Below are 17704 nucleotides of genomic sequence, written 5' to 3'. Positions count from 1 at the left end.
TTAGGCTTCAGCGGAGCTGTGTGTCTCTGGACATGCAATCCATTGAAAAACTGGAGACATTAACGAAAGACGAACTGCTGGACCGCTGGCGCAAACTGCCCGGCAATCAACCGCCTCCTGCACGCACGGACCGTCTCCTTCGGGAACTGGCCTACCGCGTGCAGGAGGCGGAGCTTGGGCGGCTCGACAAAAACACCACCGTGTCTTTGCGCCGCCATATGACCGAGTTTGAAAAGTCAATTCAAACCCGGAAAACCACTGCTCCTGAACCCAAGCCAGTTTCCAAGATCACGCTGGAAACAGGCTCGGTGCTCACCCGCGACTGGGAGGGCAGGCGCATCACGGTCCAGGTGACCGGCCCACGTCAGTTTGTCTGCGAAGGCGAGCCCTATAAATCCCTGAGTGCGCTGGCCCGGAAGATCAGCGGCCAGCATCTGTCGGGACCTTTGTTTTTCGGACTGACGGAGAACCATCATGGCTGAATCAATCAAACGCTGCGCCATTTATACCCGCAAGAGTTCCGAAGAGGGGCTGGAGCAGGAATACAACTCTCTGGATGCTCAACGGGACGCTGCCTCGGCTTTCATCCGCTCCCAGAAGCATGAGGGTTGGAAAGCGCTGAACGAAACCTATGACGACGGTGGGATTTCAGGGGGCCACATGGACCGACCGGGCCTTCAGAAACTCATGGCTGATATCCGATCAAGAAAGATTGATGTCGTGGTGGTTTACAAGGTGGACCGCCTTTCACGTTCGCTAGCTGACTTCGCCCAGCTCATGAAGCACTTCGACGAACACGGAGTCTCTTTTGTCTCCGTCACCCAACAGTTCAACACCTCCAGCAGCATGGGCAGACTGACGCTCAATGTTCTGCTGTCGTTTGCCCAGTTTGAGCGCGAGGTCACCGGAGAGCGCATTCGCGACAAGATAGCACTCTCCAAACAGAAAGGCATGTGGATGGGCGGCGTGCCTCCGCTGGGTTATGATGTCCAGGATCGGAAGCTTGTGATCAATCCGGCAGAAGCAGAAACTGTCAGGAAGTGCTTTCAGGTGTATCTTGAGAGTACCGGGTTGATTGAGACAGTGCTTGAACTGAACCGGCAGAACTTGGCCACCAAATCGTTCGTCAGTCGCAAAGGCAGAGTTCAGCAATCCAAAGCCTGGGTGGCCAAAGAGTTGCACCGGGTAATTTCCAATCCCGTGTATCGAGGGCTGATCCGGCATAAAGGCCACGAATATCAGGGCGAGCATGAAGCCATCATTTCCACCGAGCTTTGGCAATCTGTCCAAGCCAAGCTGCGTGAGCATCAGCCGGACTACCGAAAGATCGTGGGGCATCGCAATGAAACCGCCATCGCCAAAAGCCGCCTCATTCATCCGCTGAAGGGCTTTCTCTTCGGCCTGGACGGTCAGGCGTTGACCCCAACCTATACCAACAAAAGTGAAAAAGCTGCCGATGGGACCAAGACACGAAAACGCTATCGCTACTACGTTTCGCAGCAGGCCATCCGCCAGGGCTACGATTCTTCTCCCCTCAAGACGCTGAATGCCACGCTACTGGAGGAAGTGGTTCGCCGCATGCTTTTCCATTCGCTGCCAAGACTCACAGACTTGGCTGTATCAGCTGACCTCACTGTTGAAGAGATCCGTCATCGGCTTTCAATGCAAGCGCGGCATCTCGCCGGACTCACCACGCCTGTTGAATATGCCCGGTGGATCGAAGCACTTGCCCCTAAGATCATCGTTGGCCCAGAATCCCTTACCATCCACATCACCACCGATTATTTGTCAAAACTGGCTGGAGCCCCTCCCGCAAATGTTGCCGAGCTAAACACTCTGCCTGCTCCTATTTCCACCAAGGTGACTCAGGAGGGAAATAAAATGATCCTCACGGCATCCGTGTCCTTCAAGCCCCAGCGTGGAAAATGCGAGATCATTGATGGTGAGACTGGCAAGCCCATCACCACACGAAGAACCGCCCCTAATCCGGCTCTGATCCAAACTATCGCCCAGGCCGAGTTTTGGCGAACCGAACTCATCGAACACCCGGACAAATCGCTCCAGGACATCACCGAGCGACATGGGATCAAACCTGCCTACGTGAGACGACTTCTGAACGCGGCCTATCTGGCCCCAGCGATCAAGCGGGCGATTTTCCAGGGCACGCAACCAGCCCATCTCCAGGTGCAGGACCTCCTGGCAACACGCTCACTCGACTGGAAACAACAACTGAGTGACCTCAGGTTCGAAAATGAGAACCCAGCCTGAGCAGGTGCCCTTCGAAAAAGCCTCTCACAATTCCTGAAATCCGGAAAGTGTACAACGACCTGAATCAGTTTGAGAGACGCGAGAGGGAAATGGGAAAGAGGAGGTGGTTTTCCATCCATTATCTCAATCTGAGAGAGCCACGAAGCCGCGTGTTTGCGGGGAAGCGCGGGTCTGAAAGTGTACTTTCTGGTTTGTCTCTCAGAAAGTGGCGGAGAGGGTGGGATTCGAACCCACGGTGGGAATTACCCCACGCCAGTTTTCAAGACTGGAGCCATAAACCACTCGACCACCTCTCCTGATGCGTTCGTGGAACTGAAGGGGGATTTTAAAGCATCTTGGCGGGTTGAAAAGGGGGAACTTGGGTTTTGATGAAGTTCCCCGCTGGAAAAGCGGGGCTAGGAGGCGGCGGCTTTTTTTCGGGTGGCTTTGGCTTTTTTCCTTTGGGCCACCTTGGTGGCTGGAGGGGCAGGCTCATCCAACTCCTCAAGCTGCTGTTTGAGCTCGGCGGCACGGGCTTCGAGGGCGGCGAGCTTGGCGGCTTTTTCGGCGCGGGTTTTGAGGATGCGCCGGAGTTGCGGCCAATACTGCCGATCCAGGATGTAACCGATGCACTTGGGCTTGCCGCAACGGCAGGGGTGGTCTTCCCAGGTATCGAGACCGAAGCCGTAATTGAAGGAGAGTTCCTCCCCCTCCGGGATGTTGCGCTTGGAATAGATCCAGATCCGGCCCCGGGTGATGAAGGCTTCGCAGTTGGGCTCGCAGGAGTGGTTGATCAGGCGGGCGGTGTTTTGCGCGGTGCTGCCGTCCAGGTCATGGGTCTTGTTCAGCGTGAAGATATAGACGGCGGCGCCGCCTGTCTTGGCGGCCCGGGCGGCGAGGGCATTGCCACGGCGCTCGCTTTCAGCCTTGGTGATTTTTTCACCGGTGTATTCGATGATGGGCACTCCCTTGGGGATGAAGGTGCTGGCAAAGATGCCGCGCTGATGAATGGCGGAGCGGCGGACGATCCACCATTTTTGAGGGGAGGCTTCGGGCATGGGGCGATGTGCAGCGGATGTGATGCCGATGCCACCAGGAAAGTCAAGGGCAGCTCAGTTTGCTGGCTGGGCTCCAGGCTGGGCGGCCAGGGCGGCTGCGGCGCGAGCTTTGGCGATCTCGGACTTGCGCAGGATCTCATCCGGGCTGGGCAGGGAGGCGAGGACATCCATGGGGATGAAGCCATCGCTGACGAGCTTGGTGAGGCATTTTTTGCGTTCGTCGAGAGCCTTGTCTGGGCTGCGCTCTTTGCTAAAACGGCTTTTGGCGGCGGCACTGCGGTCCTTGAGCGCGGAGTAAATATCCCCGCCGAGGAGGGAGGAGATGTCCACTTTCATCTTTTCTCGCCCGTGATCCGTGGCGCTGACCTCATCGCCATTGATGGGGCCTGCCTGATACTTGGGAAACATGATGGCCACCTCTGGGCAGACACGGGAGCAGGCGGGGCAATTGGTCTTGCAGTTGTCGTTATTCTGCACCTGGATCTTGTTTTCCTCGCTGACGCCATAGACATCGAAGAGGCAAAAGCTGAGGCACTGCATGCAGTTGGTGCAGCGGCTGTAGTCGATAACGGGGAACCAGGGCTTCCATTTGCCGGGTTCGTTCATGGGTTTTTGCCCACGGGTTTTGTCCACGAGGGCGACGATGCTTTCGGCATCCAGATCCGTGATGTCGCGGGCTTCGATCTGGATGCGGCCGGTGACGTCCTCCAAGGCAGGTGCCTGGCGCTCTGGAAAGGAGCCCAGGAGCAGGAGGGTATGGTCATCCTGGGGGGCGGAGGTCTGGGAGCCGGAGGTGGTCACGCGGGCGACGGCATAGCCTTTGTCCAGCAGGGCGGTCATGACTTTCAGCCGGGCCTCAGCAGGCAGCGGAATGGCCCCTTTGCCTTCGTATAAGACGACTTTCAGCGGGCGGGCGGTGTGAGTAATCATGGGGGAAATTTATGGAGGGTTCAGGCTGGCTCGGCGGTCATGGCCAGGTCTTCCGTACGCAGCATCTGGCGGGTGATTTCTTCAGCGGTGAGGCTGCGCATGTTGAGGATCTCCGTCCCCTCTGGCAGGGGGGCACCGGCCTGCTGGAAGAGACCGGTAACGGCGCGTGGATAGCAGGCGGCGATGCGCAGCCTGCCACAGCGGGCCAGCTCTTGAAGCCGGGGGTCCCGATGGGCGGTCATTTCACACAGGTCTGAGACGGTTTCAAAACTGGCGCCTGAATCACAAAGCTGCTGCAGCACAGCATTCTTCACGCCCGAGGGGACGACCTGGGCATAGGCGCAGCGGCAGTAAAGGAGGGTCGGGGTGTCAGACATTGTCAGGGGGAACAAGGATAACGGACGAAATGACAGAATATGACCGTCAATCTTGTCTTCTGACGATAACACCCGCAACCGCAGCTTTCCAAGCCGGACCGTACGCTGCGATATAAAAATCAAAAAAAGAAGGCAGGAGAGGGTGTTCTCCTGCCTTCCATTCATGCTGGCGGGGCCAGGAATCAGAACTTGATGACGGCACCGGCCACGAGGCCGAATCCAGGCTCATTGGAGCCCGAGCCTGCGTAGCGATATTCCTCATCCAGCAGGTTTTCCAGGGCGAGGGTGACGCCGATGTGTTCCGTGATCTGCCAGCCACCGCGGAGGGTGATGATGTTAAAGCTTGGATTGCCGTCAGGAGGCACGCGCTGGTTATCGCGCTGATCAGCGGAAGTCAGGTTATCATACTGGGAGTGGGACAGGCTGACGAGCTCCGCCCAGACGCGGCGGTTTGTGCTATTCCAGCGGACGCCGGCACGGCCCATCCAGGGGACCACGCGGCTGGCAGGTTCGTTGCGGATCGTGGGGTCATTGGCCCGGGGATACTGGTCCACCTCGCCCTCCGTCCAGCTCACATGGCCGAAGACGGACCAGTTGTCATTGAAACGCACTTCACCAGCCAGCTCAATGCCATGGATGAACCCTTCGCCCGCATTGGATTTGATGACCGAACTGCCTCCAATAGGACGACGGATGATCATGTCATCGATCTGCGTATAGAAGTAGCTCAGGCTGCCGCTGAAGTAGCGGGTATCCGCTTTGAAACCGATTTCGTAGTTGATGTATTGCTCCGGGTCCAAACCTGGGGATGGCAGCTCAGTCTCACCGCTCAGGTTGGTATCCAGACGTGAAAGGTCAGACAAGTTCGGCGCACGAAAGCCCTGGGAAATACCGGCGAAAACCTTGAACTGGTCCTTCGTATCCAGATCCACCACGATCCGGCCACTGGCGGAGAAATTCGTCCAACTGTCACTGTAGGAATCCACAACCCCAGCGGATGGAGCATAACGACCGATGTCTGCCGCCGCGTAGGTTTCACGAGCACCGAGGAAGAGATGGACACGGGAGCCAAGGTCCACTTCATAATTCAGGTAAGCACCCAGGAGGTCATAGGTGGAGTCATCGCCCACGGGTCCTTGGATGCCGATGGAGTTTAGGGTGCCGTTTCGACGGTAGCGCTGGCTGCCACTGCTGACGGAGTCGCGGTAATAGTCCACGCCATAAATAAAACGGCCGATGGAGGTGTCACTTTGCAATTGCAGGTCTAAGCCCAGGGTCCGCAATTCCACCTGTGAATAGTCAACCCGATCTGCGGGTGGGGGAACTCCCGGCTGATCATATCTAATCCGGTGCTCATACTCGTTCGCACTTTGCAGGGATACCGTCAGGCTCGCGGCATCAATGAATCCCGCCAGATTATCTAAGTTTTGGCCTTCCAGCCGCACATAGGACAGGGACCGCTCCTGGTCGTAAGCTCGTTTGGTGTCAGTCCCCACCCTGGTTCCCTGCCAGGAAACGCCTTCCACAGTCTGATGCGTGCGCCACGCGTCGTTTTGCCGAAGCTGTTGATGCACTGCTGTGAGCGTCCAGTTCGCATCCAGAGCCACATCAAGACGGATGTCATAGGCCCATTCATCATAGCCAGTTTCTGGCTGGTCACCCAGGCCGGCGGCATGGACATCGCCAAAGGATTTCAGACTGGCCCCCAAGTGCAGGCCCCAGCGTCCACCTTCACCAAACTGGAACTCCTGGCGTCCCATGTTGCTCTCCTCGGCGGTGGACCCACGGTACGCGCTCAGGCCATGGAAAAAGAAACCCGGTGCTTCATTGCGGAAATTGGAACTCTTGGTGAAGAGATTCAACGTGCCGCCGATGGCATCGCTACCGTAAAGGACCGACCCCTGCCCCGGCACAAGCTCGATGCGGTCAATGGCATAGGAATCAATGGTATTCCAATATTGGTTAGGCCCATCGCGGAAGGTGGAGTTGTTGAAACGGATGCCGTCAATCAGCGCCAGGTTACGAAAGCCGGTAAAACCGCGAATATAAGGAGAGCCTTGGGCATTAGCCGTCTTTTGCACATTCACACCGGGCAGTTCCTCCAGTGCCTCCGGCAGGCTGCGCACCTGACGTTCCTGCAAATCCACGGAGCTGAGCTGGCGGACCTGCGCAGGGGCCTTGATGGCCTCCGTAGCTGTGCGCGTCGCGGTCACAACCACTTCAGGCAATTCAGCCGGTTTTGATACGGGGGTTTCTCCACTGGCCGCAGCAGTCTCAGCAGGTGCTGGCGGGGGAACGGGATCGGCAGCATGGATCCCGGTAAGACCGGCCAAGGTCAATAGGGTGGTAGCAATGTATTTTTTATGCATGGGAGATCCGCAAAATGCTAAAATGCGGGTGTGTTTGTCACTCCCACATGGTCATTTCATCCCATCAACAGGCGACATGAACAAAATGTGGCCACCCATGATTGCCACTGAGCTGATTTTAGACATTCGGTCTTGCCATGTGGTCAGGCTCACAGAGGCCTGTCGTAGATCCTTTCAAACACCGCATCTGCGCCTTCTGCGATGCGGTTCGGGTCCACAATGGTGATGCCATCTTCACCGAAGCGGGCAGTCACGGTGGCCCCCTTCCCTTCATTGAGATATTTGAAGTTGAGATCCCTCACCTTGGCCGCAGCATCCACTAGGGCACAGGTGATGCGGGCCTCTTCTGCCGTGGGATAAAGATCCGACACAGCATCACGGCTTTCCTTGGCAAATTTTACCCGGCTGATGGCTACCAATCCCACCGTCAGGCTGTCCACACCGTAGCCGATGTATCCTTTGCTCCCATCAGGCCGGGCGACATCACGGGTAAAATGGTTGTTACTCGTTCTAGTGCCGCCGCCTTGGTTCCACCAACGGAAACCACGATACTGCTGGTCACTCTCCACTTTGCCATCCGCCCCCACGATTTCATGCCCCTGATTGACCGGGCCTTCGAAGTCCGCCGGGGTGATCCAGTTATTGTGGAAATTGATGCTCATGCCGTTGTCAAAGTCCACACGCACCTGCACGGCGTCGTAGGCATTGATGCCATCGCGGATCAGGCGTTTCTTTTGGCCTACGGCGGTGAGGCTGACCGGTTTCGACTTATAATAAGACCAGATGAGGTCCGTCCAATGCGGGCCGACATAACTGAAAGGATCGGAAGACTCCACCCACTTAAAAGTGCTGGTGCTGACTTCCAACGGCTCCTCCAGATAAGCGGTGCCATAGAGGGGAGCACCGATACGGTTTTGTATGTCATCCCGTATGCGCAGGTGGTCAGGGTCATAGCGCTTGTGCATGTCCACAGCCACGATGCAGTTCTTGGCCTTGGCAGCGGCGATGATTTCATCGGACTCCTGGATGCTCAGGCACATGGGCTTTTCAGTCAGCACATGTACTCCTTTGGCCACAGCGGCCAAGATGGGTTGCGTATGCAGATGATCCGGCGTGGCCACAGCCAGGACATCCAGGTCTGGAAAATCGCGAAGAATATCCTCCCATGGCGCATCTCCGAAATAGGTCTTGGGCTCGTGACCGGTCCACTCTTTAAAAGCAGCGGCGGACTTCTGCGCAGACTTCTCTGAACGGGTCGCCACGGCTACGAGGTCGAACTTCACGGGAGCCAGGTCACGCGCATACTTGTCCAGCCCCACACGGGCCAATTGCCCAGCAATGCCGAAGCGCTGCAGGTCTGCATACGCACGAAGGTGGACATCTCCGCCGAACATACCGGCACCGACGAGGGCAATCTGAATGGTTGGTTGCATGCAGCAAGTCAAAGCAGCGGCAGAGACTGCGCAAGGAGTCAGGTCAATATCGAAATGACCAAGTTAAGCCCTCGAATGACCCTAAAGACGTGATATTTCACAGTCCATTATTATATGGCTTCACTGATTAATATCAAAATTCGTTCATTTTACAGTGAATTGTCATTTATTTGTGAAAAATACGAAAAATCATATTGCCGACTTTTTGTGAATAAGCTATAAATACCATATTCCAAGCAAGAAGCACCTCTGGGGCTTTCCAGTTGGAAGACAGCAGAACCAACAGCCCAATAACGAAACACATCACTATGAAAAAAGTAAAGCTCACCACCTCCCTTAAGGCTGGCTTCTCCCTTGTGGAAATGCTGGTCGTGATCGCGATCATCGGCATCATCGCCGCTATCGCCATCCCAAACATCGGCTCCATCAACGACAGCGCCAAGAAGGCCACTGCTCAGCGTAATGCTCAGTCCGTGGCTTCCATCATGAACGCTGCTTTAGCTGCTGGCTACGTCCCAACACCTGAATACACTTCTGGCGCTGAAGTCGTTGCGGCCGCAGTTGCTGGCGTTGAACCAACGAGTGGCCCGTTCCGCGGCAAGAAGTTCATCGTCCCGAATATCTCCGCTGAAGACCAGGCAGCAGCCGCCGCTTACCTGACCTACAATACCGAGGATGACGCCGTGTATTATCAGGCTGACGCTCTCGCCGTCGAAGCTGAAGAATAGTAATCTTCGCTTAATCGCCCGGCGTTTTGCTCAAGAGACCGTATGTGATTCACATCAGATCTCTTAACATGGGCAATTCATCATCCGTCGGGGTTCCATTCCCCGACGGATTTTTTTTGGATTCTTATATGAAAGCACTGCCTATCAAGCGTCTCCGTCCAGCTTTCACGCTTGTGGAAGCTATATTTACAATTGCCATTATTGGCATCATGGCTTCGCTTGCAATCAGTGCTATTTCAAATGGTGCGCGTGACTCGTATCGCATGGTGGCCAGACAGCAGCAGGCCGCTGTCCAGGAGGCGCTCAATGCCTGGATCATGTCGCAGACGCGAGTCTCTGCGGCCAATGGACAAGAAGGTGTCCAGGTCCAGTCCATGGAAACGATTCGCAAAACCTACAATTCCCTTAAAGTCACGTCCGCCCGTTTTGCCAAGCTAAAGCCCGACCCCAAAAACGCCGATCCCAACAAACGGGCAGGCTTTCTGGATGAGGCAACGATCTTGCACTTTGAAGAATACAGCAAGGACCTTGGCACAGACAAATTGAAGTCCGCAGCTTTGGAAGGCTCCCGGCAATATCTTTCCCTTCCCGACTGGGCTGAATATGACGAGCCCAAAGTCGAACTGCTGGATGACTGATCATTCCACACTTTTAGTTAGCCCGCACAAAAAAATGAATTCCGCTCGCTCAATCTTCATGAACCGTGGCTGGAAACGCTGCCTGGGATTTTCCCTGGTAGAGATGATGGCCTGCGTTTCCATCATCGGCATCATCGCCTTCATGGCTATTCCCTCCATCACCCGGATGAGGTCCGACGGAGAGCTCAACCTGGCCATTACTCGGGCGGAGGCGCTTAACCTGGCCCAGTCCACTTTCATCCAGGTCAAAGGCCGTACGGAGGCCGCTCAGCAATGGAACAAGGCCGGCGCCAAAAATCATGAAGGCCGCTACAAACTGCTGCGGGAATACATGAGCTATGCAGAGCCGACACTAAGCCAGTACATGCCTTCCGGCTATGCGGTCACTTTTTCAGAATCGATCACCAGCATGACCAAGGCAGGGCTGACCGGCCCGACAGGCAATATTCTCTATTGAACGGAAGTTTATGAAACTGCCTCGGCTCATCTCTGATCACGGCAAGCTTGCCCGTCAGCGCACTTCGCGCTCACGGTCAGGTTTTTCTATGACAGAAATGGTCATCTCCATTGCCATTTTGGGAGTGCTTGCGGGCATCATGATGATGTCTCTAGGCGGCTCATTATCAGCGAGCAAAGAAACCTTGGCCGTCACACGAGTCGAGAAGTTGAATTCGGCCCTGCATCAGTGGTCCATGTCCTATCCAGAGATGTACTTCCCGGTTAACGATGGTGGCGTGACGGATGAACTCATCGTCCTCCGCGATCTCCAGTATCGGAACCCCAATGAAAAGAAAGCTACGACCGGCTCCCCCTACATGCCGCCGCAGTATAACCCGAAGGACTCGTCATCCGACGAAGACTTCCGCATCCGTTGGAATGGCCGCAGCTTCGAATTGTTGCGTCCAGGGCAGGCCGGAAACGGCTTGTTGATGGTCTTTGATGGCTCCGACATGACGGAGCCGGTGAAATTCGATGAAGACTATAAACCCGGCAGTTTCTAGCTGCCCCCCCGCCCATGTCTGCCCATCTTCTCACGCCCCCACTTGCTTCTCAATCCTTTGGAGAAGCAAGTAATCTGCCTAGCGGGACAATTGACGCCAAGCAGGCGGCCATCATATCTATTGAGGGACTGGCGCTGCAAAACAACATGCTGCCGGTCAATTTGCTCCGGGAAAGCTGCTCCCCGGAGGCGGAGCGCATTGTCAGAAAGTTGGGCCGTGTACCTTATGTGGCTGATCCCTGGCTGCCGGTGACGATGGTGGGACCGCTGCTGGTGATGGCTCATCACAATCCACGCGCTGGGGATACCTGGGGAGTCCCCCCTTTTCTCACTCTGCGTATTCTCATCACGCCAGAGCAATATCAGAAAACACGCAAGGACTTGGTCCAGCGTTTTGGTCAGTTGCCCATTGCCCAACAAAACGCGCTGGAAAATGTGCAGCCGCCCCGCTTTCCTGACCTTGGCCTGAGCGGTACCTTCGAATGGCTGCTGGAGCATTATCCCTTTGACCCGGCTGAAGTCACCAAGATGCGCGGCTTTTACGAAAGCCAGAAGGAAAAAACGGCAACCCTGGAGGCATCCCACTTTAACTCGGTTCAGAGAAATCTCGGACCCGCGCTCCAATATATGATCAGTGGCGGCCGCAGCCTCTGTTTTGCCGCGAGTGAGGCCCAGCGCCAGACTTTCTTCCCGCTTGCCCTGCTGGAGCGTCACACGGTCTATCCACTTTACATCGGCAAAAATGCCGTCTTTCTCCTCACCGAACAGGAGGATTGTTACTCCTTTGAGGATGAGTGGCTGTCCATGGGTAATGCCGCCGTGAAAATCATCCCGGTGCTGGCAGACCCCGCCGCTATCCGGGAAGCGATCAACCGCGCAGGCGCCACCTTTGACCCGAGCGGTGTGGTGAAGATGGACAAGTCCACACTCACTGCCTCTGTCACGGGCAACGAGAACGTTGTGGACATCATGGCTGAGGACATGGCCCGCATCAATCCGGCCAACCCGAATCATACGGCTGAAGAGTTGGTCCAGTGGGCACTGTTCACCGCCATCCGCTGCCGGGCCTCGGACTTGCATCTGGAGAAATTTTACAATCTGGCCCGCTTCCGTGCCCGCATGGACGGGAACATGAAGACCATCCTGACGGCTCCAGAATCCCAGTTGAACCGATTTGTGGCGCTGCTGAAAAATTACGCTGGCATGAACCAGAACCGGCAGGAATGCCAGGATGGCCGCTTCGGTCTCAGCATTGGCCGCAGGCGCCTGGATGTCCGTGTCGCTGCTGTGCCGACCCGCCTTGAATTTCAAAAAGTCATCATGCGCTTTTTGGATAAGCAGGACGGCGTCAAGCGGCTGGCAGATTTCAATCTTGGCCAGCGCCAGATTGACATCCTTAATCGCACTATGACGCGGGACCAGGGACTCATTCTAGTCACAGGTCCCACGGGCTCGGGTAAGACGACCACCCTCTACGCCTTGCTCAACAGCGTTAACGACGACAGCGTCAACATCCAGACCATTGAGGACCCCATTGAGTACGAAGTGGAGGGCATCAACCAGACACAGACCAATCCCCATGTAGGTCTCGACTTTGCCAATGGCCTCCGCTCTCTCCTCCGTGCTGACCCGGACATCATCCTCATCGGTGAGTCACGTGATGCTGAGACGGCCAATGCGGCCGTGAATGCCGCCCTCACTGGTCACCTTGTGCTGACCACTCTGCATGCCAATGACAGCCTGCGGGCCGTATCCCGGCTCATGAGCATGGGGGTAGAAAAGTATCTGCTGGCAGATTCGCTGGCCCTTTCTCAGGCACAGCGCCTCGTCCGCAGGCTGTGTACCTTTTGCAAGCGACCCATGACCGTGCCGCCGGACGTACAGGAGCTGATGGCCAAACAAAATGTGATATCACAGCCACTCACCCAGCCCATTTATACTCCGGTCGGCTGCCAGGAATGCCATGGCACAGGCTATTCAGGACGGGTAGCCCTCATGGAGCTCAACGAAATCAGCACTGAGCTGCGGGACCTTATTGAAGAAGCTGCTCCCATGTCCGCCATGCGCGCCTGTGCTTTTAAACACGGTTTCTTTTCACTGTATCAGGAGGGGCTCCTGCAAGTGATCGCAGGCCATACCAGCCTGGATGAGATCAAATGCCTCGCCTACACCGCCGCCTAACCAACGACTCATTCTCTCCCGAATATGTTAACTGCATCCTCCCAACCCCACCGCACCCATGGACGCATCCTGGTCGTGGATGACGAGCACCAGATGCTCGCCGTCACGAAAGCCATCCTCAACGCTCACGGCATGGAAGTCGTCGCCACGGATTGTGGTGCCCAGGCTCTCCAGCTTTTTCAGGAGTCCCTTCAGACACCGGACCGCTTCTCAGTCGTGGTGCTGGACCTGACCATGCCCGGCGGCCTCTCGGGTTTTGAAGTCATGGAGCAGCTCCACAAAGTGGACCCTGACCTGTGCGTCATCGCCTGCAGCGGCTTCTTCCAGGAAGATGCACGTGACCTCTGCCAAGCCATCGGATTCACGGACGTCCTGCAAAAGCCTTACACGCTGGAGCACCTGGTGGCCACCGTGCGCCGTGGACTTGCCAAAGATCGGGCGACTCATGACACGCCGGCATGAATTTGCGTTTCTCAATAGCCGCCCGTTTCATGGTGCTCGGCCTCGTGGCCGTGCTTATTGGCGTTTGCGTCACTGCCGCCGCGTTCATCTGGCAGGACTTTCAAATCCTGCGCATGGTGCAGCGTTCATACATCGGTGCCATCGTCCAGGCGGCACAGACGGAGTTGCATGCGCAAGGCCTTTCACCGGCTGAACTTATCAGTGCTCCGAAGCAGACGCAGGATTCCATCATCCATTTAAAAATGCGCCTGCAAGTGGTGGATGTCCCACCCTTGGTGCAGGACCTTGGGCTGCGGATGGAAATCGTCGGCCCCAATGCTGTGGCTGGCCTGCCGCCGGTGCACAAGTCCCCCTTTGTCATCGTACATGATACGCCCCTCGAGTTTCTCCCCACAGAACCCGATACCGAGCAATTGCAGGACATCGTTTACCGTGTCATGGCCGGTTCTTCCGTGGTTATTGGCGATTCCCCCGTGACCCTCCAAACCAGTTTGGACCAGCCTCGCGAGTGGCTACTGGCAGGTGCCCCGTTGATGAATGCTGAAGGCCGCATCGCCGGCGTTGTCATTGCACGCCAGCCACAAGTCCACATCAGCCATTTGGTCACTCTCCCTCGTCTCATGGTCCCCATTCTTGGGGCCAGTATCGGCATGCTGCCTGCCATCCTTGGCTTTTATCTCGTCGGCCGCAGCATAAGCCGGAAGACAGCTTCACTGAAAGAAGGTTTCGATGCGCTGCGCCAGGGCCACCTTAACTACCGATTGCCCGCCCAAGGCATGGATGACCTGGATGCTCTGCAAGCCCAGTTCAATTCCGCCATCTCAGGCTTTCAGCAGGAGGAATCCCGCCGCCAGCAAATGGTCGGTGAGTTTCAAGCTGCCCGCAAACAGGCGGAGGTAGCCACCGCCGCCAAAGGTGATTTCCTGGCCAACATGAGCCATGAGATTCGCACCCCAATGAACGGCATCATTGGCACGACCTCCCTCCTCATCGAGATGGGTCTGGACCATGAGCAGGAGGAACTGGTGCGCATGATCCGCAGCAGTGGTGAATCGCTGCTCCACCTCATCAATGACATCCTGGATTTCTCCAAAATCGAATCTTCAAAAATGGAGGTCGAGGACCTGCCTGTGGAAATGGAAAAACTGCTGGCTGAGGTGGCGGATGTCTTTTCCTACCGCGCAGCCGAGAAAAAAATCGAAATCAATTTCCACATGGATCCTGCCCTGCCGCGCATGTTCCGGGGTGATTTCCAGCGTATCAAGCAGGTGCTGGTAAACCTAGTTGGAAATGCCATCAAGTTTACTGAGAATGGTGAGATCCTCATCCTGGCCCGCCAGGTGAACCGCAAAACGCCGAAGGGTGACGTCGCTCACCTCCACTTCTCCGTTCGGGATACAGGCATCGGCATCCCGCCGGACAAGATCGGCAGCCTGTTTCAGGCCTTTACTCAGGCGGACAGTTCCACCACCCGCAAATATGGCGGAACCGGCCTCGGCCTGGCCATTTGCCGAAAACTCTGCCGCCTCATGGGCGGAGAGATCAGCGTCATTAGCGAAGAAGGCCAGGGTTCGGATTTCTTTTTCGAACTTCCTCTCCGCATTGCCCAGGACGATGCTGGGCGTGAAGAGGAAATCGGCTGGATGGCCTGCATTAAAAACCAGCGCATCATCTATCACAGCCCGCACACGACCACTCAGCAGATTCTCCAGCAGACCCTCCAGCAATGGGCCGTCTCCGCCATCCCTTTACCCACACTCCCCAGTTCACCGGCAGACCTGGCACGTGAACTGGACGATTCCGCCGTCTTCATCCTGGATGCCAGTGAGCATACGCCTGCTACAGCCACGGCCATCATGCAGGCTGCCACCAGCCAGGGAACCGGCCTCCTCGTCCTACTGCCTCTCACATTGTGGAAACTCCGGGACCAATTTGTACCCGTCGGCTATGCCCGGTTCGTAAAACTCAGCAAGCCAGCCAAACGCCGCGAACTCCTACGCAGTCTGGCTGAGCTTGTGCAAATGCCAAAGGTCGCTCCCCCACCAGCGGCCCCTGTCCTACAGCAGCCCGCGCTGCGCCCCCCGACTCATCCCTTCGCTTCTCCCACGCCCTGGGGTGCCCCGCCACCACCCGCATACGCCCCCGCCATGGCACAACCAGACCCCAACCCTGCGTGGCTGCACCCACCACCGCCGGCCCCGCCCACGCCACCGGCTCTCACCAGCTTTTTTGACCAGTCCGCCGACGATCTCCCGTCACAAACGCGTGCTGCCCAAGCTGGTCATGATGCCCACATTTCACCAGAGACCAACCGTGCCATCGCCGTGGCAGCGACGGCAAAGGGTGACAGCTTTGCGCATATCCATCCCGCCCGGATTCTGCTGGTCGAAGATCAGCCTCTCAATCAAAAAATCGCCACCATGCTGTTGCAACGCCTCGGCTATGCCCAGGTGGATGTGGCCAACAATGGGCAGGAAGCCGTAGAAATGGTGAATGCCAGCACTTACGATCTCGTGTTTATGGACCTGCAAATGCCGGTCATGGGCGGCATCGAAGCAGCCAAGGCCATCCGCTCCAATTTCCATCTCAAAAACCAGCCGGCCATCATCGCCATGACTGGCCATGCCCTCACCGGTGTCAAAGAAGAGTGTACGAACGTTGGCATGAACGCCTTCCTCACCAAGCCGGTGAGTCTGGACGACTTCCGCAAAACCATCCCTCCCTGCCTGGAAAAAGAGGCTGCTTTGAGGCCCATGCTCCTTTGAGAAGCCCTGCATTTCCCCCGTCGCTTACGCGAACATTAACCGTCCAAGGACGACTGACATCGTCAACCCTACAAAGTCTGCCATCAGCCCTGCCGCCAGCGCATGCCGGGTATTGCGGATGCTGATGGAGCCAAAATAAACGGCCAACACATAAAAAGTCGTCTCCGTGGAGCCAAACATAATGGCTGCGGTGTATTTCAGATATTCAAGAATGTCTGTCCGCGCCAGCAGCTCATTGAGAATGCCCAAAGAACCGCTGCCGCTTAGTGGCCGCATCAGCGCCATCGGCAGCAGTTCCACCGGAAACGACACCAGATTCAGTATCGGTGTCAGTACATGTTCCAGCAGCAGCAACGCACCGGAGCTACGGAAAATCGCCAGCGCAGCCAGCATCGCCACTAGGAAAGGCATGATGCGCGTAGCCACTGCAAAGCCCTCTTTGGCACCATCCACAAACTCCTCATAAACCTTCACTCCACGTGCCAGCGCGATCCCCATGGTGATGACCAGTAGCAGCGGAATGGCCACCCCCGAGGCCCCATTCATTAGCCTACGGATGAGTCCCGCCGCAGTCCCCGCTTCCTCAGTGCCTGCCGCTTGTGCAGTCGCCTTGGCGGCGGCAGCCCGTTGATCCGCCGCCTCCAGCACCTGCGTCAGCCCCGTCGCATCCAGCACGGACTGCCTCACGCTCGGCGCAGCCAGCTCCAGCACCACACCACCCGCAAAAAGCACCAGCAATACCGTCAGAAAAAGCCGCCCCCGGGAGGTCATTGAGCGATTCTCAACCTCAGGCTCCTTGGCTATACCTTCAGGGTCTTCAGACACCACACTTACGGGTGTTGGCCGAATGCGGAAAGCAGGCAGGTTTTGCAATGCCTTGGCCGCAAAAATAGCCGTTAGTGTCGTGCATGCCGTCGCCAGGATCGTCGGGAAAATAATTTGATAAGCCCCCTTCACTCCCGCAGCGCTCAGATAATTGATCACTGTCATGGGAATCAGCGTGAAGGCTGCCGTATTCATCGCCAAAAAAGTCACCATGGCGTTGCTGGCCGTATCCTTGTGCGGATTCAGCTCCTGCAGGTGGGTCATCGCCTTCAGCCCCAGCGGCGTCGCATTGTTCCCCAGCCCCAGCATATTTGCCGCCAGGTTCATGATCATGGCACTCATCGCCGGATGCTCACGCGGCACATCGGGAAACAGCCTTCTCATGATCGGGGAAAGGGCTCTTGCGGCGAAATCCAGAAGCCCCGCCTTTTCCATCAGCCTCATCACCCCCAGCCAAAACATCATCATACCGGCTAATGGCAGTGCAATGTCCATCACAGCCATTTTGGACATGTTCAGTGCAGCCGTAATGACACCATTATCGCCAGTGAAGCGCCCTAGCAATCCTGCCACCAGCAGTCCTATCAGTATAAGGGAGGCCCAGATATAATTCAGCATGCGCTGGAAAAGAATGCTGATGGAGTAACAATCAACCTGGATCTTTTCAAAGATAAACACCGTATCCATTTGT

General features: G+C 56.5%; 15 protein-coding genes and 1 tRNA gene. 9 read left to right on the top strand and 7 right to left on the bottom strand.

Annotated features, from left to right (window positions below; translation table 11 throughout):
- Nucleotides 1-32: 32 nt before the first annotated feature.
- Together EI77_RS08345 and EI77_RS08340 are read left to right on the top strand one after the other, a co-directional pair.
- Nucleotides 33-482, top strand: coding sequence for a DUF2924 domain-containing protein (locus tag EI77_RS08345; RefSeq protein ID WP_133794602.1), 450 nt, complete (start codon nucleotides 33-35; stop codon nucleotides 480-482).
- On the top strand, nucleotides 475-2268 hold the full coding sequence (locus EI77_RS08340) for a recombinase family protein (protein ID WP_133794600.1): 1794 nt from the start codon (nucleotides 475-477) through the stop codon (nucleotides 2266-2268). Before EI77_RS08345 ends, EI77_RS08340 begins: the two co-directional genes overlap by 8 nt.
- A gap of 206 nt (nucleotides 2269-2474) precedes the next feature.
- On the opposite strand, the gene EI77_RS08335 is transcribed toward EI77_RS08340, so the two are convergent.
- The 6 genes from EI77_RS08335 to EI77_RS08310 form a co-directional block, all read right to left on the bottom strand.
- Nucleotides 2475-2564: transfer RNA gene (locus tag EI77_RS08335), tRNA-Ser, on the bottom strand.
- Nucleotides 2565-2663: 99 nt separating this feature from the next.
- Entirely contained in the window at nucleotides 2664-3305 is a 642-nt protein-coding gene (locus tag EI77_RS08330; RefSeq protein WP_133794598.1) for an SET domain-containing protein, read from the bottom strand.
- A 54-nt stretch (nucleotides 3306-3359) separates the two neighbouring features.
- Nucleotides 3360-4235 carry a ferredoxin family protein gene (locus EI77_RS08325; protein ID WP_133794596.1) on the bottom strand — a complete coding sequence of 292 codons (876 nt, stop codon included), beginning with the start codon at nucleotides 4233-4235 and terminating at the stop codon, nucleotides 3360-3362.
- 20 nt (nucleotides 4236-4255) lie between these two features.
- The gene (locus EI77_RS08320) at nucleotides 4256-4612 is read right to left on the bottom strand and encodes a hypothetical protein (protein WP_133794594.1); all 357 of its coding nucleotides are present in this window, start codon (nucleotides 4610-4612) and stop codon (nucleotides 4256-4258) included.
- Between the two features lie 182 nt (nucleotides 4613-4794).
- The gene (locus tag EI77_RS08315; RefSeq protein WP_133794592.1) at nucleotides 4795-6981 is read right to left on the bottom strand and encodes a TonB-dependent receptor plug domain-containing protein; all 2187 of its coding nucleotides are present in this window, start codon (nucleotides 6979-6981) and stop codon (nucleotides 4795-4797) included.
- A 149-nt stretch (nucleotides 6982-7130) separates the two neighbouring features.
- Nucleotides 7131-8414 carry a Gfo/Idh/MocA family protein gene (locus EI77_RS08310; RefSeq protein ID WP_133794589.1) on the bottom strand — a complete coding sequence of 428 codons (1284 nt, stop codon included), beginning with the start codon at nucleotides 8412-8414 and terminating at the stop codon, nucleotides 7131-7133.
- A gap of 308 nt (nucleotides 8415-8722) precedes the next feature.
- On the opposite strand from EI77_RS08310, the gene EI77_RS08305 reads away from it, so the two are divergent.
- The 7 genes from EI77_RS08305 to EI77_RS08275 all read left to right on the top strand — a co-directional run bounded on the left by EI77_RS08305 (nucleotide 8723) and on the right by EI77_RS08275 (nucleotide 16188).
- Complete coding sequence (locus EI77_RS08305; RefSeq protein WP_133794587.1) at nucleotides 8723-9142, top strand: prepilin-type N-terminal cleavage/methylation domain-containing protein; 420 nt, start codon at nucleotides 8723-8725, stop codon at nucleotides 9140-9142.
- Nucleotides 9143-9210: 68 nt separating this feature from the next.
- Nucleotides 9211-9780, top strand: a complete 570-nt coding sequence (locus EI77_RS08300; protein ID WP_133794585.1) for a type II secretion system protein — start codon at nucleotides 9211-9213, stop codon at nucleotides 9778-9780.
- 34 nt (nucleotides 9781-9814) lie between these two features.
- Nucleotides 9815-10237 carry a pilus assembly FimT family protein gene (locus EI77_RS08295; protein ID WP_166647123.1) on the top strand — a complete coding sequence of 141 codons (423 nt, stop codon included), beginning with the start codon at nucleotides 9815-9817 and terminating at the stop codon, nucleotides 10235-10237.
- 10 nt (nucleotides 10238-10247) lie between these two features.
- Nucleotides 10248-10781 (top strand): type II secretion system protein, encoded by a 534-nt coding sequence (locus tag EI77_RS08290; RefSeq protein ID WP_133794581.1) that lies wholly within the window; start codon nucleotides 10248-10250, stop codon nucleotides 10779-10781.
- A gap of 14 nt (nucleotides 10782-10795) precedes the next feature.
- A complete protein-coding gene (locus tag EI77_RS08285; RefSeq protein WP_133794579.1) occupies nucleotides 10796-12961 on the top strand; it encodes a GspE/PulE family protein in 2166 nt (721 codons plus the stop codon).
- A 24-nt stretch (nucleotides 12962-12985) separates the two neighbouring features.
- On the top strand, nucleotides 12986-13423 hold the full coding sequence (locus EI77_RS08280; protein ID WP_133794577.1) for a response regulator: 438 nt from the start codon (nucleotides 12986-12988) through the stop codon (nucleotides 13421-13423).
- Nucleotides 13420-16188 (top strand): ATP-binding protein, encoded by a 2769-nt coding sequence (locus EI77_RS08275; RefSeq protein ID WP_133794575.1) that lies wholly within the window; start codon nucleotides 13420-13422, stop codon nucleotides 16186-16188. The genes EI77_RS08280 and EI77_RS08275 overlap by 4 nt, the downstream gene beginning before the upstream one ends.
- Before the next feature lie 24 nt (nucleotides 16189-16212).
- Here EI77_RS08275 and EI77_RS08270 read toward each other — a convergent pair whose 3' ends face one another.
- Nucleotides 16213-17700 carry a nucleoside recognition domain-containing protein gene (locus EI77_RS08270; RefSeq protein ID WP_133794573.1) on the bottom strand — a complete coding sequence of 496 codons (1488 nt, stop codon included), beginning with the start codon at nucleotides 17698-17700 and terminating at the stop codon, nucleotides 16213-16215.
- Nucleotides 17701-17704 lie beyond the last annotated feature (4 nt).

Origin of the sequence: Prosthecobacter fusiformis (genome assembly GCF_004364345.1) — a bacterium.
GTDB classification, from domain to species: domain Bacteria; phylum Verrucomicrobiota; class Verrucomicrobiia; order Verrucomicrobiales; family Verrucomicrobiaceae; genus Prosthecobacter; species Prosthecobacter fusiformis.
This window is presented reverse-complemented; position numbering and strand designations above follow the sequence as displayed.

What these genes read in the sequence shown, in the direction of transcription:
- EI77_RS08345 (WP_133794602.1), top strand. Translation starts at nt 33, where the DNA reads ATGCAATCCATTGAAAAACTGGAGACATTAACGAAAGACGAACTGCTG.
- EI77_RS08340 (WP_133794600.1), top strand. Translation starts at nt 475, where the DNA reads ATGGCTGAATCAATCAAACGCTGCGCCATTTATACCCGCAAGAGTTCC.
- EI77_RS08330 (WP_133794598.1), bottom strand. Translation starts at nt 3,305, where the DNA reads ATGCCCGAAGCCTCCCCTCAAAAATGGTGGATCGTCCGCCGCTCCGCC.
- EI77_RS08325 (WP_133794596.1), bottom strand. Translation starts at nt 4,235, where the DNA reads ATGATTACTCACACCGCCCGCCCGCTGAAAGTCGTCTTATACGAAGGC.
- EI77_RS08320 (WP_133794594.1), bottom strand. Translation starts at nt 4,612, where the DNA reads ATGTCTGACACCCCGACCCTCCTTTACTGCCGCTGCGCCTATGCCCAG.
- EI77_RS08315 (WP_133794592.1), bottom strand. Translation starts at nt 6,981, where the DNA reads ATGCATAAAAAATACATTGCTACCACCCTATTGACCTTGGCCGGTCTT.
- EI77_RS08310 (WP_133794589.1), bottom strand. Translation starts at nt 8,414, where the DNA reads ATGCAACCAACCATTCAGATTGCCCTCGTCGGTGCCGGTATGTTCGGC.
- EI77_RS08305 (WP_133794587.1), top strand. Translation starts at nt 8,723, where the DNA reads ATGAAAAAAGTAAAGCTCACCACCTCCCTTAAGGCTGGCTTCTCCCTT.
- EI77_RS08300 (WP_133794585.1), top strand. Translation starts at nt 9,211, where the DNA reads ATGGGCAATTCATCATCCGTCGGGGTTCCATTCCCCGACGGATTTTTT.
- EI77_RS08295 (WP_166647123.1), top strand. Translation starts at nt 9,815, where the DNA reads ATGAATTCCGCTCGCTCAATCTTCATGAACCGTGGCTGGAAACGCTGC.
- EI77_RS08290 (WP_133794581.1), top strand. Translation starts at nt 10,248, where the DNA reads ATGAAACTGCCTCGGCTCATCTCTGATCACGGCAAGCTTGCCCGTCAG.
- EI77_RS08285 (WP_133794579.1), top strand. Translation starts at nt 10,796, where the DNA reads ATGTCTGCCCATCTTCTCACGCCCCCACTTGCTTCTCAATCCTTTGGA.
- EI77_RS08280 (WP_133794577.1), top strand. Translation starts at nt 12,986, where the DNA reads ATGTTAACTGCATCCTCCCAACCCCACCGCACCCATGGACGCATCCTG.
- EI77_RS08275 (WP_133794575.1), top strand. Translation starts at nt 13,420, where the DNA reads ATGAATTTGCGTTTCTCAATAGCCGCCCGTTTCATGGTGCTCGGCCTC.
- EI77_RS08270 (WP_133794573.1), bottom strand. Translation starts at nt 17,700, where the DNA reads ATGGATACGGTGTTTATCTTTGAAAAGATCCAGGTTGATTGTTACTCC.